General features: G+C 43.3%; 17 protein-coding genes, 2 tRNA genes and 1 pseudogene. 12 read left to right on the top strand and 8 right to left on the bottom strand.

Features of this window, described 5'->3' with window-relative positions; all coding sequences use genetic code 11:
- Positions 1-742: 742 nt before the first annotated feature.
- On the top strand, positions 743-1,558 hold the full coding sequence (locus AC27IJ_RS07210; RefSeq protein ID WP_312501230.1) for a transglutaminase domain-containing protein: 816 nt from the start codon (positions 743-745) through the stop codon (positions 1,556-1,558).
- A gap of 100 nt (positions 1,559-1,658) precedes the next feature.
- Here AC27IJ_RS07210 and AC27IJ_RS07215 read toward each other — a convergent pair whose 3' ends face one another.
- The 6 genes from AC27IJ_RS07215 to AC27IJ_RS07240 form a co-directional block, all read right to left on the bottom strand.
- Complete coding sequence (locus AC27IJ_RS07215) at positions 1,659-3,530, bottom strand: sialate O-acetylesterase (protein ID WP_487148189.1); 1,872 nt, start codon at positions 3,528-3,530, stop codon at positions 1,659-1,661.
- On the bottom strand, positions 3,527-4,411 hold the full coding sequence (locus AC27IJ_RS07220) for a carbohydrate ABC transporter permease (protein ID WP_312443158.1): 885 nt from the start codon (positions 4,409-4,411) through the stop codon (positions 3,527-3,529). Before AC27IJ_RS07220 ends, AC27IJ_RS07215 begins: the two co-directional genes overlap by 4 nt.
- A 1-nt stretch (position 4,412) precedes the next feature.
- Complete coding sequence (locus tag AC27IJ_RS07225) at positions 4,413-5,234, bottom strand: carbohydrate ABC transporter permease (RefSeq protein ID WP_312501485.1); 822 nt, start codon at positions 5,232-5,234, stop codon at positions 4,413-4,415.
- 273 nt (positions 5,235-5,507) lie between these two features.
- Entirely contained in the window at positions 5,508-6,893 is a 1,386-nt protein-coding gene (locus tag AC27IJ_RS07230) for an ABC transporter substrate-binding protein (RefSeq protein ID WP_313260149.1), read from the bottom strand.
- Positions 6,894-6,997: 104 nt separating this feature from the next.
- Positions 6,998-8,950: an alpha-glucuronidase gene (locus AC27IJ_RS07235; protein ID WP_487148192.1), complete on the bottom strand. Its 1,953-nt coding sequence runs from the start codon at positions 8,948-8,950 to the stop codon at positions 6,998-7,000.
- The gene (locus AC27IJ_RS07240) at positions 8,950-10,083 is read right to left on the bottom strand and encodes a Gfo/Idh/MocA family protein (protein ID WP_312501235.1); all 1,134 of its coding nucleotides are present in this window, start codon (positions 10,081-10,083) and stop codon (positions 8,950-8,952) included. The genes AC27IJ_RS07235 and AC27IJ_RS07240 overlap by 1 nt, the downstream gene beginning before the upstream one ends.
- A gap of 274 nt (positions 10,084-10,357) precedes the next feature.
- Here AC27IJ_RS07240 and AC27IJ_RS07245 point away from each other — a divergent pair, with 274 nt between their 5' ends.
- From AC27IJ_RS07245 to AC27IJ_RS07290, 10 genes are all read left to right on the top strand, one after another.
- Complete coding sequence (locus tag AC27IJ_RS07245; RefSeq protein ID WP_487148194.1) at positions 10,358-11,173, top strand: helix-turn-helix transcriptional regulator; 816 nt, start codon at positions 10,358-10,360, stop codon at positions 11,171-11,173.
- Positions 11,174-11,187: 14 nt separating this feature from the next.
- The gene (locus tag AC27IJ_RS07250) at positions 11,188-12,111 is read left to right on the top strand and encodes an NAD-dependent epimerase/dehydratase family protein (protein ID WP_312443151.1); all 924 of its coding nucleotides are present in this window, start codon (positions 11,188-11,190) and stop codon (positions 12,109-12,111) included.
- A 39-nt stretch (positions 12,112-12,150) separates the two neighbouring features.
- Positions 12,151-13,242 (top strand): aldo/keto reductase, encoded by a 1,092-nt coding sequence (locus tag AC27IJ_RS07255; RefSeq protein ID WP_312443150.1) that lies wholly within the window; start codon positions 12,151-12,153, stop codon positions 13,240-13,242.
- 180 nt (positions 13,243-13,422) lie between these two features.
- Positions 13,423-14,370: a 2-hydroxyacid dehydrogenase gene (locus AC27IJ_RS07260; protein ID WP_487148197.1), complete on the top strand. Its 948-nt coding sequence runs from the start codon at positions 13,423-13,425 to the stop codon at positions 14,368-14,370.
- 91 nt (positions 14,371-14,461) lie between these two features.
- Positions 14,462-14,534 (top strand) — tRNA-Ala (locus AC27IJ_RS07265).
- 6 nt (positions 14,535-14,540) lie between these two features.
- Positions 14,541-14,614, top strand: a tRNA-Val gene (locus AC27IJ_RS07270).
- Between the two features lie 214 nt (positions 14,615-14,828).
- Complete coding sequence (locus tag AC27IJ_RS07275; RefSeq protein ID WP_312443147.1) at positions 14,829-15,515, top strand: response regulator transcription factor; 687 nt, start codon at positions 14,829-14,831, stop codon at positions 15,513-15,515.
- 8 nt (positions 15,516-15,523) lie between these two features.
- Positions 15,524-16,561: a sensor histidine kinase gene (locus AC27IJ_RS07280; RefSeq protein ID WP_487148199.1), complete on the top strand. Its 1,038-nt coding sequence runs from the start codon at positions 15,524-15,526 to the stop codon at positions 16,559-16,561.
- A 70-nt stretch (positions 16,562-16,631) separates the two neighbouring features.
- Complete coding sequence (locus tag AC27IJ_RS07285) at positions 16,632-17,315, top strand: ABC transporter ATP-binding protein (protein WP_487148201.1); 684 nt, start codon at positions 16,632-16,634, stop codon at positions 17,313-17,315.
- Complete coding sequence (locus tag AC27IJ_RS07290; protein WP_487148203.1) at positions 17,312-19,123, top strand: ABC transporter permease; 1,812 nt, start codon at positions 17,312-17,314, stop codon at positions 19,121-19,123. The genes AC27IJ_RS07285 and AC27IJ_RS07290 overlap by 4 nt, the downstream gene beginning before the upstream one ends.
- 402 nt (positions 19,124-19,525) lie before the next feature.
- Here AC27IJ_RS07290 and AC27IJ_RS07295 read toward each other — a convergent pair whose 3' ends face one another.
- Positions 19,526-19,990, bottom strand: coding sequence for a nucleotidyltransferase domain-containing protein (locus AC27IJ_RS07295; RefSeq protein ID WP_312443142.1), 465 nt, complete (start codon positions 19,988-19,990; stop codon positions 19,526-19,528).
- A gap of 636 nt (positions 19,991-20,626) precedes the next feature.
- Positions 20,627-20,746 (bottom strand): annotated as a pseudogene (locus tag AC27IJ_RS07300) (rubredoxin-like domain-containing protein); the annotation flags it as partial.
- 345 nt (positions 20,747-21,091) lie between these two features.
- Between AC27IJ_RS07300 and AC27IJ_RS07305 the strand changes: the two are divergent.
- Positions 21,092-22,765: a S8 family peptidase gene (locus tag AC27IJ_RS07305; RefSeq protein WP_312443140.1), complete on the top strand. Its 1,674-nt coding sequence runs from the start codon at positions 21,092-21,094 to the stop codon at positions 22,763-22,765.
- Positions 22,766-23,229: the final 464 nt, after the last annotated feature.

A 23,229-nucleotide genomic window follows, 5' to 3' on the forward strand; every position in this document is an offset into this window, starting at 1 on the left:
TGGGCTGCAATAAGATGATTATCAGCCTTCCTTCTTATTTCAGCGTTCGTTTTAATAGGTTAGACCACTAATTGCCAGAGCGTCACATCACCAGACAAATTGAATCAGCAATGAGCCATCGATAATTCCCCACTATCTGTCATCACTGATTGAAGTATGTCTCCAAAAGCAAATGCATGATCACCGTCATAGGACTCTTAGGTAAAACCGTGGAATAACCTTTTGAAATCCGCCGCACCGCAAGTGAACCAAAAGAGCTGGCCTGCTCTCTCAAAAGCTTGGACGATGAGACTTGAATCATTGTGGAGTACATCGGTAAATACTAACCCCCCTTAGGACGTATATCCCACTGATTCTGGTTCTTATGTCAGCGCAGTCCATGCTAGCTTATCCATGGCTGCGATAACAGCTCTGTCCGTAAGGTTAAGACCGGCAAAGTAGATGCGGTCAGAATTGCTGACTACGGACTTTCTAACTGGGTACTTTTAAAGCCTTACGCCCCGCAGGAGGATACCCGGCTCCTTTTGAAAGCTTATAGACACCGCTAGGCTCCAATTATCTAATTTATGTAAATATAAATGTCAAAAAAGCAGCAATTCGCTATTCTCAAATGAGAATAACGGTGGTATAATAAAAGTTAGGTACAATTTTTTTTAGGTCACCTAACTTTTTTTGTTCATTTTCACTATAACAGCATTATATTTAAAAATCAACCATAATTTTTTTATAAGGAGCACTTTGCATGAATGTTCATTTTTTATCTTTCCTGCCCATTTTAGCTTCCCTGATTCTCACAGCCCCAGCTTCCGAACCCACAGCCGCAACCCAGAAAAGTTCCGGCCTGATTCCCCAATGGGAAGATACTTTTCCTTCTCCAGTTGCTGTGATACAGCTGCCCAAAGGATTGTCTGATGATTCCATTTTCAATCTCATTGACAACTACGAGATAAACTGCGCTTCCTTTCCCTGTGAAGCCACTGACCTAAGCTTTACACCCTTGTCGGAGAACGGGGATTTTCGCACCTATGAAATCCGGTTATCCATGCAGGCTTCTGAAGGTTCGCTTAAAACAGCGGCAGACAGCCTTTCTTTTGCGATGATCCAGATGGCGGAAGACGTACGCCGTACTGCCCCATCGAATCTGCCTCAGGATCTTCTTAACACAGCCTTCCAGAAGATATCCGGCAATGCTTCCTACGATTACGCCCTTGCCTCCCTTTCCGGTACCGGCCGCATGGCGGAATCCATGCACTTTGACCGTACTGCCTATGGCGCTCTGGTTACCAAAAACACAGTCTGCACCGGCTACTCCAGAGCACTGAAGGGAATATGTGACCAGCTGGGAATTCCCTGTTGGGTCATAACCGGCACAAAAAAGGGGATCGAACACAGTTGGAATGCTGTTAAACTGGGCAACCAGACTTCCTATATAGACTGTACTGCCGCCGCCGTGGGAGAACAGGAATTGGATCCTTTCCTATTTGACAAGGCACTGGCTGACCAGTATCAATACTCTCCCGCCTCATATTCCATCCCGCCGTGGGAGTCGGGAAGCTAATGGAAAAAAGATACAGGACCGCACACATTCTCGGTCCTGTATCTTTATACCATAATTGAAATGACACATAGGAACACCCATACCCTTTCCCTTTAATCAGTCATACGATCACTGTCTCAAACGGCGTTACCGGCAGTCCCGATGCAGAACGCAGATTGGCATTCTCCGGATTGTTTGACCAGGCATAACGTACTCTGGTAATTGCCTCTCTTTTTTGGGCGCTCAAAATCACCGTACCCCCCTGGGTCCGGACTTCTATGCGATCTGAAATCCATCTTTCTGATATGCAGACTTCAAATCCTCCCGTTTCACCGCCTGATACAGAGAATCCTTTCTCTCCATGATCAAAGTAGAGTATGATCTCATCACCGTTCCTTTCAGCACGGGAGAATATAGGGGACAGCCACTCCCCCGGCTCATGATATGCAATCTTAAACGCCGCCATGGCCATTCTCTCTCCTACCGTCTTTTTATCCGTTGGGTGAAGGTCATTGTATTCACCGCAATCTATAGTGACCACCATGGCACAGTTCGGCAGCTTTGCAAGGCTCTGCTGCATATTCCGGAAACGTACCCAGTTTCCTGCATCTTCAAGATCATAATTGGGTAACTGTACATAAATAACGGGAAACTTTCCCATGTGCCACTTTCGTCTGTAATCCTCTATCATACGCTTAAAATACTGGGGATAAGAACGGTCGTCGTCTGCATTACTCTCTCCCTGATACCAGCACATGCCGCAGATAGGAAAATCATGAAGAGGCGCTATCATAGACTGGTACATACCCATGGGCTTTCTCTCAAAAAAGGTTGGGGAAGTAAGAGCTTCCAAAGATGCGCCTCTCTTATACTTCCAACCTTCAGAGATGGACAACGTCTCTCCTGTTTCAAAAATCATTTGATGGGACTTCCCTTTAGTGAATACGATCCGCCCGGACACAGCGATCACACGTATCATGATTTCATGATCCCCTTCGGCCAGGCCCTCCAAGTGATATTCCCTTGGCGGGTATCTATATGTGATATTTCCGATGCATTGCCCGTCTACGTAAGTATCGTCCGCATCTTTGATGGTTCCCAGGGAAAGCCGGAGCGGCTTGCCAGAAAGTTCAGGCGGGATCGTCACAGTCTTTTTAAACCAAACAGAACCTGGTTTTTCAAAATCTTCATTTATATAGAAATCATCGGTCAGGCTGACCGTTTTCCATAAGTCCTGCAAATCGGTATTTAGCCAATCTTCTAATATCCCACGATCAGCTTCGTCCAATTTCTTATACCACGACAAAGTCCTCTCTTCGTCTTCTTTCTGTATACCCCTGACATATTCATCTGATTTGCACTCGTCGGCTGTTTTTGCTTTGCCGGAAAAGACTGTAAGCGCTTTTCTGCTCATCCACGCCTCTATCGGTGTGCCGCCTACTGCAGTAAGGATAAGGCCTATGGGTACAGAGTATCTTTCCCGTAATTTTGCACCAAAGAAATAACCGGCTGCGGAAAAATAAGAAGCGCACTCCAAGGAATAGCTTTCCCATTTCCCGCCCGACAGTTCATCTGCAGGCGCCTTAAAATCCCACTTAATCGGGACGGTGAACTGGCGGATAAGGGGATCCCCGTCTTCACGATACTCCCTGGGGAAACGATACTTTACCCTGTTCATGGGCAACTGCATATTCGACTGACCGGACATGAGCCAGACATCCCCTATATAGATATCGGAAAATTCCTTTCTCTCACCTGCGCATGTAATAGAGATAGAATAGGGACCTCCTGCCTGCATAGGCATAAACACAAGTTTCCAATTTCCGTCTTCTTCCGTCAAGGCCTCTTCTCTGAATTCGACTCCTCCAGCTTCATTAGAGAGTATGGCCTCTACCCGTCCTCCCCCATCTGCTGTGCCTCTAATGGGTATAAATTCATTTCTCTGCAGAACCGCATGATCTGAAATATATGGGGTTACGTTAAGGCTGCTCATCCTTTCACTCCCGAACTGGTCACTCCCTCTACAAAATACTTCTGGCAGCAGAAGAACAGGATCAGAGCAGGCAGCAGTGCCAGGAATGACATCGCCAGGATCTGGTTCCATTCCACGATACCGCTGCTTTGGTCTATTGACATCTTAAGTGCCAGTGACACAGGATATTTCGAAAGACTCGTCACATAGATCAGGGGGCCTAAGAAATCATTGAAACTCCATACGAACTGAAAGATCGTACAGCTTATCAGTGCCGGCTTCAATGCAGGGAGCAGTATCATCGTTAAAATCCCAAATGAATTGCAGCCGTCTATGGTAGCAGCCTCATCCAAATACGTCGGTATGGAACGCATGAACTGGATCAGCATAAATACAAAAAACGGCTCGTTGGCAAACAAGGTTGGAGCCACCAAAGGTACATAAGTATTTAAAAGTCCCAAATTTTTCCATAAAATGTAAAGCGGAATCCTGGTTACGACCGACGGTAAAAACATGGTTGCCATAAGTATGGAGAAAAATAACTTTTTAAGCGGAAAATTGAATCTGGCAAATCCGTAGGCCACCAGGGAGCTGGTGATCAGGCAAAAAAGGATCTTAGGTATAACAAAACTGAATGTGTTCAAAAAGAACGTGGTGAACGTAAATTTCGTTCTGGTTTTCCATCCATTGACATAAGGCGTAAAGTCGATTTTGCTGGGTATGAAATTTACTGATGTAAATATCTCATTGTTCGTCTTAAAGGTAGCTCCCACAAGCCAGATGATGGGATAAATCATAACCAGAGCTACTACCGTAAGTATGGTATATCTGAAAACAGCATTTATAATGTTCTTTCTTCTTCTGCGTCTTTCAACTTCGCTGATCAAAATTGTCCGTGCCATGTTATTCCCCCTTATCCGAATAAAATACCCAGCGATCCTGGGTAGCAAATAATACTACCGTTACAGATACGATGATAACAAACAGTACCCAGCTGGCAGCGCTTGCATAACCCATATTGAAAAGCTGGAAAGCATTGTCATATATGAACATAGAGGTTAGGTAAGTAGAATTTAAAGGGCCTTTCTTCGTAATAAGGTAGGGACCGTTGAATTCCTGGAAAGCATTGACCAGCTGCATGACCAAATTGAAGAAAATCGTCGGTGTGATCAGAGGAATCGTGATTTTGAAAAACGAATAAGACTTCGTAGCTCCGTCCACGCTTGCAGCTTCGTAGAGATCCTGAGGCACATCTTTAAGAGCCGCCAGGAATATCAGCATGGCTGAACCGAACTGCCAGACTTTTAAAAGTACTATGACAGCCATGGCTCCGGAAGCGGAAGACAACCATTTTACAGGTCCCACACCGAATATGCCAAGAAAATGATTGACAAATCCATCTTGTTGGAATAAAAAGCGCCATAGTACGGCAACCGCCACATTTCCGCCCAGAAGGGAGGGTACATAGTAAGCCGTCCGGTAGAAGTTTATAGCCTTTAGTTTAAAATTTAAAATAAATGCAATAAAAAGTGCAAATGCAAGCTGCAAAGGCACTGTGATTACTGTATATTTAAGTGTCTGTCTCAGCGTGCCTATAAAATCTTTATCTTTAAATAGCTTTGCATAGTTGGCAAATCCTATAAAGTTCGGCTCTCTGACCAGGTTGTAATCCGTAAAGCTTATAAAAAGTGCATTGATAAACGGATACAATGTAAGAAAGACCATTCCGATTATCCAGGGGAGAATATACAAAAGCCCGATCTTGCTGTTTTTCAAAAAAATTCCTCCTAGCCAATAATGATATAGCCGCGATGCTATATGGTTAATAAGTTCCTATATCAGATAACATAAGAAAGGGTTCTTCCTTCATCAGGTGCCATCATTAGCTGTAAGTCTTATAACCGGAGTTCCGGTTTGTCATTGCGGTCCGCCGCAGGCGGACCCGCAATGACCAGTGAGACAACAGCTGATTTCCCAACCGGCAGTTATTATTTCTTTTTATTTCCCGTATTCAGCTTTCAGCTTTGCAACCTGATCGGCTGCTTCGTCAAAGAATGCCTGTGCAGCTTCGTCTACAGTACTTGCGCCCAATTCATATTTCTCATAATTACTCTCAAAGGAACTTGTAAATACGGCATCTTCAAAAATAGGGGAGTTATTGATAACTTCTGCTTGATCCGTAAAGTCATAAGCCTGCTTTACTGCTCCCGTAATCTGTCCGTCGGCTTCAAGGGCAGCTTTTGCGGACTTAGATGCCACCATGCCTCTCTTTGAACCCATAAGCTTCGTGCCTTCCGGATCATTTAAGATATACTGCAAAAATTCTGCTGCTTCTCTGGGGTGCTTGGAGTTTTTGGAGATAGCAAATGTCAATGACGGTTTTGCCATGGTTCCTTTAAATACTGCTCCATCGATTGTCGGAAGGGGTGCTACGATAAGCTCATCTCCTTTATCTGCAAGTGTCTGTGCATTGGAAGCGATACCGCCTGTCCACTCAAGTACTCCCAAATATCCGCCGTCAATAAATTTTGCGTTTTGAGCGATGGATACAGGGTCATTTCCTACATTTTCAAGATAATCCTGCCTGGAGCAGAAAACATGAAGGTCTGCCAGCTCCTTATACCAGGTCATAGCTTCTTTGTAATCTTCTACCGTGTAATTCATATTCAGATTTTCATCGAATTCACCCTTACCAGTCTTCTGCTGCAGATAATAAATAGCCGCAAAACGGAAAGTCGGGCTTACAATCAGGTAAGAGCCGGGATTCTGCGCTGTAATGACTTTGGCCGCTTCCTTGTACTCTTCGAATGTGGACGGGATTTCTTTAATGCCCGCTCTGTCAAATGCGGATTTGTTCAAATAAACGCCCAGAGTGTTCTGGCCGTATGGGACGGCCTGCATCACACCGGCTGTCTTTCCTGTCTCTAAAAATCCTGCGTCATACTGTGAGAAATCAAATATATCCTCAACCTGCTTCAAATCATAGAAACCAGTGCCGTCAGGACTGTATTTGATGAGCCACGGATAATTGACAGTCATGATATCAGCCTCCGTACCGCCTGCGTAACGAGTGGCAAAAGTCTCTTCCAGGTTACCGAAGCCGGAAGGCTCGCCTGTCACTTCGATTGCGCCCGCATGAGCCGCATTAAATGCGTCAATGGCTTCCTGGGTAGCCTGATGGCGGTCGTCATTTCCCCACCAGGAAAAGCTGATCTTGGCCAGCTCACCGGAGGTTGCCGCATCTGACTTTGCCTCCCCGCCATTCCCCGATGACACCGTAGTAGCCGTTGCCGAACCTCCTCCATTGCTTCCGCATCCGGTGAAGCTGACTGTTGCGGTTAAAACTGCTGCTAGTACAGCTGAACTTCTCTTCCATTTTTTCATAATACTTTTTCCTTCCTTTTCTTTTTTATTTGCAGGGTCTGCAAAACCCAAAACCGCCAGAAATTACAATGTGCGGTCATTAAAACCATTTAAACTGACAATTTTTAGTCATAGATCTTTCTAGCACGGACATCAGGGATTCCCGATTTTCGGTAGAAGTAAGTATTGATCTGATCCCGCCAATTGATCGCATTTTCCTTTTGTTTTTTTAAACGGTCTCTCACATTCCTGTAGCTTTCCTCATCTAAGAAAGGCTCCAGAGCCTCCCACATCTTTTCGTACTGCTCTACTTTCTCCACTCCCGCAAAATGTGTGTCGTATATATGCTGTATGACAGTCTTCCCTGAGCGGAGGACATGGGTATAGGGTACATGATGGAAAAACAGCAGAAGTTCATCGGGACAGGAAGATAAATCTTCATATTCTCTGAATCTGGCATCTGAATACTGCCTCGTATATCCGGTACCTCTTGCGGCCGAGCGTTCTCTGCCTACGCCGTTGCGGTCCGCATAATGATAAGTACCCCATTTGTCATATTCGTATCCGTCGATGTCCACTCCGTAATGAACACTCGGTTTGCACATAAATCCCACTGCCAGAGGGCAGGTATAGTCTTCATAAACACCTCTTGAAGTTGTAAGGATCTCCACGACTTTTGCAGCTCCGTCTTCGGGAAGTTCAAAAGTCAAGTTTACCCATTCCCTTGCTATCGCTTCAGCGCTGAGTGAATTGTCCCATACAAGCCTGCCATATCCGTAAAGATTTGCCTGAGCGAGTTTATTGCCTGTCCAGTTTGCGTCCATGCCTACACTTCCCACCGCCGCTATTCCTGACCGTCTGGGATCCGGTGAGTTCTTTTTGATCTCGCTCTTAATAAAAGTATCTTTCCCGTAGCGGGTGTCGAAATCCAAAGTTTCCTTCCACATGGGGATCAGATAGCAAATATCGACCTGATGCCCTGTGTACTCCTGGGTGATTTGAAATTCCAGTATCTGATTTGTCTTTTTAAGTGCCCCAAAAAGCGGGGAATTAGGTTCTCTGATCTGAAAATCAATGGGACCATTTTTGATCTGAAGGATGACATTGTTCTCGAACTTGCCGTCATGAGCCATAAATATATCATAAGCTGCCCTGGCGCGGTCAAGGGATCTGTCTCTCCAGTCCTGTGTACAGTTATAAACAAAACACCTCCAGATAACGATGCCTCCAAAAGGCTTGACCGCCCGGGCCAGCATATTCGCACCATCTTCATGGGTCCTGTTATATGTAAATGGGCCCGGCTCCCCCTCGGAGTCCGCTTTCACGATGAAACCGCCAAACTGAGGAATCTCTTTGTATATGTCAGCTGTCACGTTCTCCCACCATGCGGCGACTTCCGGTGCAAGGGGATCCGCCGTGTCAAGCCCGCCTACCGCTAAGGGAGCGGCGAAGTTGATAGCGAGAAAAGTCCTGATTCCGTATTCGCTGAACACATCGGCTATCTTTCTGATTTCTTTCAGATTATCGCCTTTTATGAAGTACGTCTCTTTTTTGTGCACATTAACATTGTTGATGGATATGGCATTGATGCCCGTACTTGTAAGTAGTCTCGCATAAGAGCGGACGATCTCCATATCTCCTCTGAATTTATCTTTATCATAATAGATTGACTCTCCCGCATAACCGCGCTCAATGGAACCGTCGAAATTATCCCAATGGTTTACCATGCGGATGTTCTGATCCGGTTCACTCTTAAAAGGAAGCGTACCTTTCGCGGCCAGAATGCGGTGCAGACCGAATACTCCATAGAGAAGCCCGTTTTCAGTAGAAGCAGTTATATCATAGCCTGTCTCTGTCTTCTTTATCTCGTAACCGTCGCTGCCGCCGGCACCTGCCATGGATAACACCAAAGAAGATCCCGGATCATCCGACGGCTCCACGCCTTCAAATAACAGGGGCAACTCTCTTTCTATGGTTTTCATTACAACACTGTCTCTTTTATCTTTGATATGATAACCGGATATATCCGGCTGATGTACTTTCTTTTTCAGCCAGCACAGATCCCTTGTTTTTGACATCACTTAAGTTCCTCCTGATTTCCGCTGCCAACGTTCCGATTCGCTGCGTAAAAATTCTTTCCGTTTTCATTTATTCCGTTTTTATCATACAAAAGACTGTCCTTACCCAAAGGCAAACGGACCGTCGATTTCGTAAATCCGGATTGATAGATAGCCGTAATAACTTCAAGAGCCACGCGGCCATCTGCGCTGTCTTCCGAATGGATTTCCCCTTTTTCCATAAAGCTGATAACCCGCTCTATCTGCGCCTCATGACTTTCTCTCTCCAGTCTTGGAATTGATTCCCGCACTTTCTCCAGCTCTGCGACGGTTTCCGGATCGTCAACCGGAAATCCTGTGTCGGTAGAACGGCTGCTCCTGACCTGATAGGGGGATGAGATACCCGCCTTTTCACACTGGAAGGCAAGCCTTTGATACTGGCCATGTGTCACTAAATTCACCGCAAGGGTCACTACCGCCCCGCTTTTATAGGTGAGTATTGCCGCCGATAAATCTTCTGTTTCGGCATTATCATGTGCAGCATTTGCCAGGACAGCCGTTACAGTCTCAGGAGGACCCATGATCCAGTTAAGCAAGTCTATCTGGTGTACGCCATGATTAATGGTACAGCCTCCGCCTTCCTTCTCCCAGGTGCCTCTCCACCAAAGATCATAATAACTGTGACCGCGATACCAGAATGACTCCACCTGGCCGAAGAGCACTCTGCCTGCGGTTTTACTATCTATAAGTGCCTTTAGTATCTGATTTTCTCTCGTGAAACGGTTCTGGCAGACAACTCCCAGATAGGTGTTGGTCTCCTTTTGGACTGCTATCATTTCGTCGCATTCCGCCAAAGACAAGGCCATGGGTTTTTCCACCAGTACATGCTTCCCTGCCCGCATACATGCTGTGGAAGCAGGTAAATGTGTGAAAGGCGGGGTACACACACTTACAAGACTTATATCCGGCCTTTTAAGCATCTCGTCATAATCCCCATAAACCTCCGCTGCATCCAGACCATATTTCTCTTTCAGCCTCTGTGCTTTCTCGGGAAAGATATCACACAGCGCAACTACCTGGCATCTGTCCGGAAGTGCAAGGTATGCCTTAAGATGTGCTTCCGCAATAACGCCCGTTCCGATGATACCTACCATAATAATTCCTTTCTTTAAACAGTTTTACTGGGTCTGTCAGCATTTTGATTAAATAAACGTTTATTATGCTTTATATTTTAGCCATATCCTCCAATTATGTGAATGTAATATTAAAATACCATTTGTAATTTTTAAATATATTTTTTACTTTGTATTCTCTATTGCACATTTTTACCGGACAAGATATACTAAATGTACTAAAAAATCCTACATCAGAAACAGCCACTGTATTTTTTCTAAAATAGTAACAAAAAAATAATGGGAGGCGCAGCTTATGGAAGGAAATTTTGATAACATGGTTCCCGAACTGCACTACTACATTCACAGAAAATGTACTGCGAGTTGGAAGATAGACCCGGATTACATATCTTTCATTGACATCACATATGTCATAGCGGGAAAAGCCAGATATTTCATAAACGGAACGGAATATATCGTCCGGAAAGGCGATCTGATCTGCATACCCAAAGGCACTCACAGGGCGGCGGTCAGTGTCCCGGAGGATCTTATGGAATGTTACTCCACAAACCTTTTCCTCAGAGATCAGACAGGCAGCGATATGTCCCTGCCCCTTGACCTCATCAGCCATATAGGCAATATCCCCCAGCTCATTTCTTGCTTCCATGAGATCCACGAAGAGTGGCTGAAGCGTGAATTCGGTTACAAACTAAAGGTGCGGTCCAGCATGTGCCTGATTCTCTATCACATACTGGACCTCCTTTTCAATGAAAACCGGATCAGCAGCAAAGACATCCGAATCATCAACAGCATCCGTTATATGAGCACTCATTTTGCAGAGGATGTAAGTATCGATACTATGGCAAGTCTGTTCCATATACATCCTGTATACTATGGAAATCTGTTTAAAAAGGCGTTAGGCATGACATTTAAACAGTACCTGATCTCACTTCGTCTGAATCACGCGGAAAACATGCTGAGGAGCGGTGAGGGCAATGTGGGCGATGCGGCTCTTCAAAGCGGATTTTCCGATATTTATTATTTTTCAAAACTATTTAAAGAAAAAAAAGGAATCCCGCCTTCAAAGCTGCTCCCGCTGGAGAGAAAGAAAAATACAGAGGCATTCAAATAGAAAGGAGGTTCCGTATGAAGAAAAAAGCGCTCATCATCGGAGGAAGCGGAGGGCTGAGCAGCCGTCTGGCTGCACTGGCAAAAGAAGAATATGAAGTTTGGGCGGTTACCAGAGGGCAGCGGCCCTTAGGTGACGGGATCCATCTTCTGAAGGCCGACAGAAACGAACCTGATAATTTTCGGAAAACGATTTTAGAAGCCGATACCACCTGGGACATTGTCTTTGACTGCATATGTATGAATGAAAGACACGCTTTGCAGGATTTAGATGTATTTCCCGGGGTAACGAAGCGTCTGGTAGTAATTTCCACGGATTCTGTGTATGATCCCCTCAGAAAGGACACGCCGCAGAAAGAAGACGGATATTTCGTCGAGGAGAACGGCGAACCCGAAGCACTCACGTATGCAGGCAACAAACGCCGCATGGAACATGTGTTTATGGACAGCTTCAGCGGTACCTCTTTGGCGGTCACACTATTCCGCCCCGGCCATATCTACGGACCTGGTTTTCTCATAGGGTGTTACCCAGAGCACAGCAGGCAGAAAGAACTGCCCCAACTCATCCTGGACAAAGAACCCATATCTCTCGTGGGCGGCGGAATCTATCTCACCCAGCCCATATTTGTGGACGATCTGGCAAACTCCATGCTCGACTGCGCAGACAGGCAAGGAACTTATAACCGCATTTTCTGTATCGGAGGACCGAAGGCAGTGGAGAACCGCACATATTATGAGATCATCGGGCTGCTGCTTGACAGGGAAGTGAACATAAAGGAGATACCGCTGACAGGCTATTTTGAAGAACACCCGGAGTACAGCGGGCATCTGTGTCATCGGATCTATGATCTGTCCGCCTTACGGGAAGCGGGAGTGCGTCTGCCGGATACGCCCCTTGAGACAGGATTAAAAAAACACTTAAAATCACTGGGGTATCTCTAAAAGTCATTTTGAACCACTAATAAATCTTGGAGGTATTATATGTATTATAAACAATATGGAAACACCGGTATAAAAGTCTCCGCCATCGGCATGGGCTGTATGAGGTATGACTCAGACGATGTCAAATCAGGTAATCTGGAAAAATGTGCGGAAGTTGCGTTGTATGCCCATGAAAAAGGCATCAACTACTTTGATACCGCTCCTTTTTACTGCGATGATAAAAGCGAGACCATCACAGGTATAGCCCTTTCACAGCTTCCCAGAGACAGTTACTATATTTCCTCAAAAACCAACTTAGGCACTGTAGGCGGCACCTACACGGAATCAGATTACCGCAGGAGACTTGAAACTACTTTAAGCCGGCTAAAAGTGGATTATCTGGACTTTTATCATCTGTGGTGCATATTGAATCTGGATTCCTTTTCCAAACAGGTGGAAATCCTTTATTCCTTTTTTGAGAAAGCCAAATCAGAAGGGCTGATTCGCAATATCGTATTTTCATCCCACATGCAGGGCGACGAGCTTGAGTCTGCCGTAGCATCAAATCTATTTAAGGGAATGCTCATTGGTTACAATGCGCTCAACTACCGTTTCCGCCAGACAGGCATTAAGGCCGCCTATGACAATGGCATGGGAGTTGTAGTCATGAATCCCCTGGGAGGCGGCCTTATACCGGGAAATCCGGACACCTTCCGCTATCTGACGGAAGGAACAGACTTAAATGTAGCACAGGCTGCCTTAAACTTCGTGGCTTCCCACAAAGAGATAACAATCACTCTCGCGGGCTGCACCACGAAAGAGCACGTAGACGATGCCGTAAAAGCCGTGGAAAACTTAACTGAGCGTCCGGCTGCTGAAATCTATGAGGAATACGAAAACAAAGGCATGATCATCAACGACCTCTGTACCGGCTGCGCATACTGCAAGCACTGTCCCAAAGACATTGACATTCCAAAATTCATGGATGCCTACAACATGAAGCTGCTGGGAAATGATATGTTTGAACGCCTGAAAGGTCACTGGCAGATATCAAATGACTCAGCCGGAACCTGTATTAAGTGCGGCAAATGTGAGAAGCTCTGTACACAGCATCTGCCCATCATAAAGAGGCTGGCTGAGATCGCAGGATAACATATAAATTTATGGAACCGCAATCGTGGGAACGGCCTTAAACCGCATTTCCTGCAGGAAGGGAACCTTCAGACTTATAAATCCCATCTTTTTTAATCTTTCAATCAGTGCTATAATAAGAATTGCAGGGCCGCATTTACTGCGGTCCTGTAATTTTATGCAAAGATTGGAGTGAAACCTATGAACATCGTATTATTAGAATCCCTGGGCATCCCGGACAGCCTTTTAAATGAATACGCAAAGCCGCTGACGGATGCCGGCCACTGCTTCGCCGCCTATCCAAAGGATACGGACCAAGAAGTCCAGATTCAACGGGCTAGGCAGGCAGATGTCATCATGATTGCCAATATGCCGCTGTCCGGTCAGGTAATATCCGCCTGTGAGCATTTAAAATTCATAGACGTTGCATTTACAGGAGTTGATCATGTAGACCTGGAAGCAGCAAGATCAAGAGGAATCAAAGTCAGCAATGCAGCCGGATATTCCACCGAAGCCGTGGCAGAGCTTACGATCTGCATGATGCTCTCTCTTCTTCGCAACGTATCTCAGGTGGAAGCCCGGTGCAGGGAAGGAAAAACCAAGGACGGCCTGATAGGCTGCGAGATTATGGGAAAAACCGTGGGTATCATAGGCGCCGGCGCTATTGGGACAAGGACTGCAAAACTCTGTTCCGCCTTTGGCTGTAAAGTTCTGGGATACAAACGGCGTCTGACCGGAAGCGAGCCTTCATTTATGGAATTCGTATCCCTTGACGAGCTGTTATCCCGTTCTGACATTGTAAGCCTCCATTGTCCTTTAAACGATGACTCCCGCCATTTAATCAACCGGGACACCATTGCTAAAATGAAAAAGGGCGCATACTTAATCAATGCCGCAAGAGGGCCTGTGGTGGATTCTAATGCTTTGGCCGAATCATTAAATAATGGCTATCTTTCCGGCGCTGGAATCGATGTCTTTGAGACAGAGCCTCCCCTTGATCCGGAACATCCACTTCTTAAAAGCAAGAATACCATTGTTACCCCTCACGTGGCCTTTGCCTCGGTGCAATCCATGGAGGCCCGGGCAAAAATCGTCTTTGACAACATTAAAAGCTGGATGGAAGGCTGTCAGTCAAACATCATTCTTTAAAAAAGAAGCCGGATTAAAGATAAGAATTTTTTTGTTTCATTTGTATAAAAAATACTTGTAATTCAGAATCTTCGTGCTATAATTTAGACATGGGGATATAGCTCAGCTGGGAGAGCGATGCGTTCGCAACGCATAGGTCACGAGTTCGAGTCTCGCTATCTCCATGAAATGGAAGTATAGCTCAGCTGGGACGAGCGTTCGCCTCACACGCGAAAGGTCATGGGTTCGAGCCCCATTACTTCCAGTATCATATGAACTGCGAAAACACCGGAAGCCTTTGTACATACGAGGTTTACCGGTGTTTCTATTTTGTATTAAATAGCAAACAAGTGCCGCTAAAATATGTGTTTTGCCATTAAATGCAACACGAATTTATTAAAGTCCAGATATATACTCTGGGGGCTTCTGCCGCTTAATATTAGCTAAGTTAATAAAATTTTCAAGGACGGTGAAAACGAATGAAACATATTTTCTTTATTGAAGATGATTTGAGTTTAATTAGTGGTTTATCTTATGTTATCAAAAAGCAAGGATACGAAATAGATATTGCCCGTACAAGTCTTGAAGCAGAAACATTATGGATAAATGGGAAATATGATTTAGTGATTTTGGACGTGTCACTACCCGACGGCTCTGGCTATGATTTATGCAAAAAAATTCGTAAAACATCAAAGATACCGATTATATTTCTTACTGCGGCTGATGAGGAAACAGACATCATAATGGGACTGGATATAGGCGGCGACGATTATATTACAAAGCCTTTCAAACTAGCGGTGTTTCTATCAAGAATAAATGCTCTGCTTCGCAGAAGTGATAATTTTAATCAGGCAGATACCGAATTAAACTCTAATAGTATAAAAGTACAACTGCTAAAAAGAGAAGTCTATAAAAATGAAGAACAGCTTGACTTAACAGCAAGTGAGTATAAATTGCTATGCCTGTTTATGGAAAATCCGGACATTGTACTTTCGCCGGAACAGATTTTAAGCAAACTATGGGATCGTGACGAAAACTATATAGATAACAATACCCTTACTGTATATATCCGCAGACTGCGTACTAAAATTGAGGAAAATCCGGGCGAACCCCAAAAAATAGTGACGGTTCGGCGTATGGGATATAAATGGAATACTATGGATTGAGGTGTACGATGAAAATACTGACAAACAAAAAAATCAAATTACTATTTAGTTGGGTACTGCTGTTCATATTAGCATTTACATTTCTTTCTGCTGCTTTCATAGGTTTGAAATTTGAAAACGCAGCACTATGTATATTGGCATGTTCTTTGTGCATGAGCATCTCGATATTGGCAATGGGTTTCAGATACTTCAAAAAACAAAATAAAATCATGGAAAATGCCGTAACACAAATCAAAGATTATATTTCTGGAAATCAAAACGCACGTATCGAGTGTAATGATGAGGGCGAGCTATACAGATTATTTCATGAAGTAAATTCCTTAGTTTCCATTTTGAACGCCCATGCTGAAAATGAGGAGAAAGCTAAAAAGTTTTTGAAAAATACCATATCCGATATTTCTCACCAGTTAAAAACCCCTCTTGCTGCGCTTAATGTCTATAACGGTATTATGCAAGAAGAAGCAAAGAACTTACCGACAATCAAAGAATTTACTGTTCTTTCAGAACAGGAACTTGACAGAATAGAAATGCTGGTACAAAATCTTTTGAAAATCACAAAGCTTGACGCTGGAACAATTATGATAGAAAAAGCTATAGAGAATGTATCTGAAATGATGGACTGTATAGAAAGTCACTTTTCATATCGTGCCGAGCAAGAGGAAAAGAATATATATCTGTCTGGTGATCATACCGTTACCTTATTGTGTGACCGTAACTGGCTGATTGAAGCAATCAGCAATATTGTTAAAAACGCTTTTGACCATACACAGAAAGGCAATGCTATCCGTATTGAATGGAAGCAGTTTGCGTCTGTTGTCCAGATTATCATAAAAGACAACGGAAGCGGTATTCATCCAGAGGATTTACACCATATTTTCAAAAGATTTTATCGCAGTCGTTTTTCCAAAGATACACAAGGTATCGGACTTGGTTTACCGCTTGCGAAAGCTATTTTTGAAGCACACAGCGGAACCATCGAGGTTGACAGCGAATTGGGTATTGGCACTACGTTTACAATCAGTTTTTTAATTCCTACAAATTTGTAGGGTGAGTGTCATATTGCAGTAAGCTTAATGTGATAATCTTTCTACAAAGGCAGAAAGAGGTGGATAACCTATGAATTTATTGGAAGTTAAATCAATTTCTAAAACCTATGGCAGCGGCGAAGCTGCCGTACACGCATTAAAAGATGTCAGCTTTTCCGTTCCGAAAGGCGAATTTGTCGCAATTGTCGGGGAATCTGGCTCCGGCAAGAGTACACTTTTGAATATGGTAGGTGCGCTTGATACGCCCACTTCCGGCAAGGTATTTATTGACGGTAACGATATTTTTTCAATGAAAGATAGCAGCTTGACGATTTTTCGGCGTAGAAATATTGGATTCATTTTTCAGAGTTTTAATCTAATACCAGAATTGAATGTTGAGCAAAACATCATATTTCCTGTACTGCTTGATTATCAAAAGCCCGATAAAAAGTATCTTGAGGAACTACTTACGGTGCTTAATTTGAAAGAACGCCGCCACCATTTACCCAGTCAATTATCAGGCGGACAGCAACAGCGTGTAACAATAGGCCGTGCGCTAATTACGCGACCGTCGCTTATCCTTGCGGATGAGCCAACGGGTAATTTGGATACACAAAATAGCAGCGAGGTAATCGCTTTACTGAAAGAAGCTGTCAAGAAGTATGAACAGACTATTGTTATGATTACTCACAATCGAAGTATCGCACAAACCGCAGACCGGGTACTGCAAGTATCCGATGGCGCACTGACCGACTTTGGGAGGTGCCGCGAATGAAAAGCTATCTTAGCCTAATTCCGATTTCTGCAAAAGTACACAGACGGCAGAACCGCATGACGCTTCTGTGTATCATATTTGCCGTATTTTTGGTAACTGCTGTTTTCAGTATGGCAGAAATGGGTGTTAGAATGGAGGAAACAAGATTACTGAATAAGCATGGCAGTCTGGCACTTCAGGGATTGAGCAACAATGCAACTGTGCAGACATTATTTTCCGTGGCGGTAGTATTGTTTATTCTGATACTGATTGCAGGAGTATTGATGATTTCAAGCAGCATAAACAGCAATGTCGCCCAACGGACAAAATTTTTCGGAATGATGCGCTGTATTGGAATGAGCAGACAGCAAATTATCCGTTTTGTACGGCTGGAAGCTCTTAACTGGTGCAAAACTGCGGTTCCGATAGGTGTTATATTTGGAATTGTAATCACATGGGGTTTATGTGCTTCGTTACGGTTCCTTGTCGGTGGAGAGTTTTCTAATATGCCCCTTTGGGGAATCAGCCCAATCGGCATGATCAGCGGAATAATTGTGGGTGTTGTTACGGTTCTCATTGCCGCCAGTTCTCCGGCAAAACGAGCTGCTAAGGTATCGCCTGTAACGGCAGTATCGGGCAATTCAGAAAACACAAATAATATTCAGCATGCAATGAATAGCCGTTTTTTTAAAATTGAAACCTCCCTTGGTATTCACCATGCAATATCAGTAAAGAAAAACTTGATACTTATGACAAGCTCTTTTGCACTTAGTATTATCCTTTTTTTAAGTTTTTCCGTTTTCATAGAGTTTATCGGCTACCTTATGCCCCAGTCGTCGAATACTTCTGACATCAATATTTCAAGTAACGACAGTTTAAATTCGATAGACAGTGCGTTGCTCGCTAAGCTTAGAGGTATGGATGGTGTAAAATGTGTTTATGGTCGTAGGAGTTGTTTTGATATTCCGGCAGAAATAAATGGAGATACTCGACTGCCTGATACGATTGATATGATTTCCTATGATGATTATGATTTGGACTGTCTTACAAAAGATAAGGAACTCAGAAAAGGCAGCGATATTTCAAAAGTGTATGGGGATAGCAATTATGTCCTTACAACTTGGGACAAAGATAGTCCCTTAGCGATAGGCGATAAAATACAGGCAGGCAATGAAGAACTTGAAATTGCAGGTATGCTAAAATTTGACCCCTTCATCAGTGACGGTAGCACAAACGGAAAAATAACGCTCGTCACCTCCGGAGAAACCTTTACACGTCTGACTGGTGTAACCGATTATTCTCTTGTTATGATACAGACAACGAAGGATGCAACAGACGAAGATGTGGAAGCAATCCACAATGCCTTAGATGAAAATTGTACGTTTGGTGACAGGCGCGACCAGCGTACCACCAGTACGTATATTGCTTTTCTGTTGTTCGTATATGGATTTTTGGCAATCATTACTTTGGTTACAGTATTAAATATTATGAACAGTATTTCCATGAGTGTATCTGCAAGAATAAAGCAATATGGAGCAATGCGTGCGGTCGGTATGGACAAACATCAGCTAACAAAAATGATTGCTGCCGAAGCATTTACCTATGCCTTATTCGGGTGTGCAGTTGGCTGTGTTGCCGGTCTTTTGTTTAGCAAGTTGTTATATGACATTCTTATTACTACCCACTTCAACTACGCCACTTGGAGCGTCCCTGTTATTCCCATAATGATAATAATTTTGTTCGTTTTCGTTGCCGCTGTCGCTGCGGTTTATGTTCCATCAAAACGGATTCGAAAGATGGCCATAACTGATACGATAAATGAACTATAAAAGTGTTATTTATGAAATGGGTAAAGAAGATTAAACCAAACTGAAAACCCAAAAATCTGCTGTGGCTTTAACGGTTTTTGCAAGCGAGCATTGAAAAATGAAGCGATCAATGCCCATAGGGAAACAAAGCGGCAAAGAGAGGGGCAACCCCCTCTCTTTTTTGACATTCAAGTGACACTTATCCACAATAATGTGGAAATAATTGTGGATTGATTGTTAATGTCTGAAAATACGACATAAAACCGCAAATTATTACAGGTTTACTGTCATTAATTATACACAAAGAAGGCCAACTTAATTTTCCTATAGGATAACGTGCATTACTTTTCGATTTTTACAATTCAAAAAACTACCAGCTTTATGCTGATAGTTAGAAGTTATTTAATTTATAAAATTAGAAATTTACTGATATGCATCGATCATATTTACTTTTTCATCTCGTCCCATCAGCTCATAGTAATTGCGCCATTCTTCAATGGAATGTAAAGGAATCCGAATACCATTTACTTCTGCGTAATCATTAATCTTTTCCTTTTTTAAAGGAAAATGATATTCCTTATCATTGTAGATAATAGCAAAACCTGCCATTACATCAATATCAACGCCATCAACAATGAATTCCATAAAACTTTTTGATTTGTATTTAACATTTGGATTAGTCTGTTGAATGTTTCCAAAAGATAACAAAACATCTTTTATTATTTCCACGTCTGCTTCATCCGCAATAATATCTATATCATGAAATTCAGATGTGATTCCTTTGAAGTATAACAGTAAAGACGCTCCAATGGCCCATGAGACATCTTTCTGATTTAATTCTTTCGCAATACGTGACAGCACTGTCAGCTTGTTTTCTATACTTTCCATAACGATCCCCCTTGAATTACTATTTATGTATTATTTTATCCCAAAAACTGCGAACTATCAATATTGAGTTTCCAATGTTCTATTCATGCTTTCACAAACTCTTCACAGTTTTATCAAAATCCCGTCACAAATTTCCGGTATATTATAAATTGCAAAGAGGCCAATAACCTTAAAAGTAGTACTTTTTTTCATAACAGCCGGCAGGATCTCCCCCGATCTTGCCGGCTCCCTCTCTTTTATCATACAAATCTTTGATTGCCTTACTTATTGCAATAAAAACTACCAACTAATTATTGATCGTTGGCAGCTTTTGTACAGTGAAACTATAACGTTCTTATACCCATATACAGCAAAAACACCGGAAATCCTTGCTCCTGCCAGGGTTCCGGTGTTTTGATTTTTCAAAAAACATTATTTTCGCAATTAATATTTTCCCAGTTTCATATGTCCTGCAAGTTCTGTTTTTGATCTTTGTTTGATTACCCATGCTTCATCCTTTGCCTGAGTAAAAGCGGATACACATTTAGGATCTAAATTATCTTCAATTCCTTCCTTACTTAATGCAATAATCTTTTCTGCTAACGTGATAATTTCCATATGAATGGCATTGGTACGGTCAGAACGATAGATTTTCTCCGTATCTTCGTCACTGAGCTCTTCAAATTTCTCTGCACCCATTTTACATTTTGGACATTTCTCCGGTGCGGTCTCTCCTTCATAAACATAGCCACAAACTGTACATCGAAACAGCTTCATAAATATATACCTCCTAGATTAAAAGAATGATTTTTCATTCCTGATAAATATTATATTACCTGCTATTCCATGTTTGTCAATCCATAAAAGACATTTTAGCCTGTTACTTTATAATTTTAGCGGATTAAGGGTCTCTGGCAAACAGGCTCCTGGGTTCCGGTGCTTTTGTTATTCACGGAATGCCGTGCAAATTTTTGCCATCAGCAATCAGCAGGATCAGACAGCCACAGTGTCAAAATCTTTCACAGATCTAACTAAAACAAACCTCTATGCTGCTCATAATAGCACTCCTTCTGCATAATATAAAACAAATGCTCCTTTTGAATCAGACCTGGAGGCTGAAATTTGGAAAAGATTCTGGACAATAACTACTATGACCTTATTATTAATAATGTTTCAATCCCCATGTATGCTTCCGAGGATAACATTACTACGCTGAATTTCAGGCACTCACTGCTTCATGTCCTTAAGACAAACTCGGACCCCTGCAACCTGGGCGTGTATCCTTATCACAGCTTTCCGACTCTCTATGTGCCGACTTCCACCGTCAGCATTGAAAAATCAGGAATTGGCACCGTACAGAGAAATCCTTTTTTAGGCCTTTTTGGGCGGGGAATCATCGTTGGCGTCATAGATACCGGAATTGAATACCAGCACCAGGCATTTCTTTATAACGATAACACCACCAGAATCCTCGCTATCTGGGACCAATCCATCCAGAACGGTCCTGCTCCTGAAGGGTTCACTTTTGGTACCGAATATAGAAGGGAGCTTATCAATCTTGCTTTGAGATCAGATAATCCCTTATCCATTGTACCTTCCGTTGACACCAACGGCCATGGCACATCTATTGCAAGCGTAATCGCCGGTAAGCCAAATTCAGAGGGTACCTTTTCCGGCATTGTTCCGGAATCCGAACTGGTGGTCGTAAAGCTGAAAGAGGCAAAGCAAAACCTCAAAGAAATCTTTTTTGTACCAGAAGATGTTCTTTGCTTTCAGGAATCTGATATTATCCTAGCAATACGTTATTTGATTTCCTATGCACAAAGCATAAGCCGCCCCGTGGTCATATGCATCGCCCTGGGAAGCAGCCAGGAAGGGCATGACGGCAGCGGCGCCCTCAGCAATTACCTAAACTATCTGGGGCGGCTTCCCGGGATCGGCCTTTCCGTTTCTGCCGGAAATGAAGGAAATGATCGGAGGCATTACTTTAACAACACTACGGAACCCCCCTTTTACAATGACTTTGAATTAAGAGTCGGGGAACAGGATAAATTGTTTTCCATGGAAATATGGCCTTATGCCCTTGGACGGTTCGCCATTGACGTTTCCACGCCAAACAGGGAATCCACACAGTTGATTTATCCCACCATTGGCTCCTGCAGAATGTTCAACTTCATTTTTACCCCAAGTGTGCTTTGGATAAATAACTTTATATTTGAGGAGGAAACCGGAGACCAGCTCATATTGCTGCGATTTCAGAATGCCCTGCCCGGAGTCTGGAGCATCCGGATCCAGAGTGTTGAAAATGAGCCTATATCCTTTCACTCCTGGTTGCCTTCCGGAAATCTTATTTCAAATGATACCTTTTTTCTTAACCCTAATCCGGATACCACCATAACCTCTCCCGGCAATGGCCTTCACCAGTTAACGGTTACTGCCTATAACCAGTTTAATGACAGCATACTCATAGAGTCAAGCAGGGGTTATACAAGAAGCGGACTGGTCAAACCAGACATTGCAGCTCCAGGCTATCAGCTTCCCTGTGCCATCCCGAGGAATCAGTATGGAACCATTACCGGAACAGGGGCAGCCGCCGCTCATACGGCCGGCGCTATTGCCATGATCCTGGAGTGGGCCATTTCCAGAGGAAATTATACTTCCATGACCGGATACGATGTGAACCGCCTTCTGATAAGAGGCGCCAGGCGGGAAGGAGCTAATGTTTTTCCAAACAACATATGGGGATATGGCCAGCTGGATGTAAACAATCTGTTCCGAAGGCTTACCAATGTATAATCTGTCTGTCAGGACCGGCATAAGTCCCTGGATCCAGAGTCACAGCATAAGCCAACGCAAAGTCCGGCAGTTGGATACGCGTAAGGGTGTCCCCTCCTATGAAAATCATAGTATAAGGACACCCTTTAAAATTTGGATTTTATGCGGAGTTCAATTCATTAAGGATATGTGATATTTAAACTTACGGTAAATCTTCCATATAATAACTGCTGGCATACTTAAAAACAGATACAAAGTGGACAACCCACCTATGATTGCATAAACAACAATCAATAAAATAATAATAGCATTCATATATCACTCCTCCTTTACTGCTTTTATCTTAGTAAAAATTGCCAAAAAAAGGAATAGAAAAAAGATAATCTTAACATCATCTTAACAACTTGCTATCAAAGTCTGAACGGCAGGTAAATAGGAATCCATAAAAAACGCAATGTGTCAAAGCTGTGGTTTACCTTTTAACA

Source organism: Lacrimispora sp. YZC11, assembly GCF_057543815.1.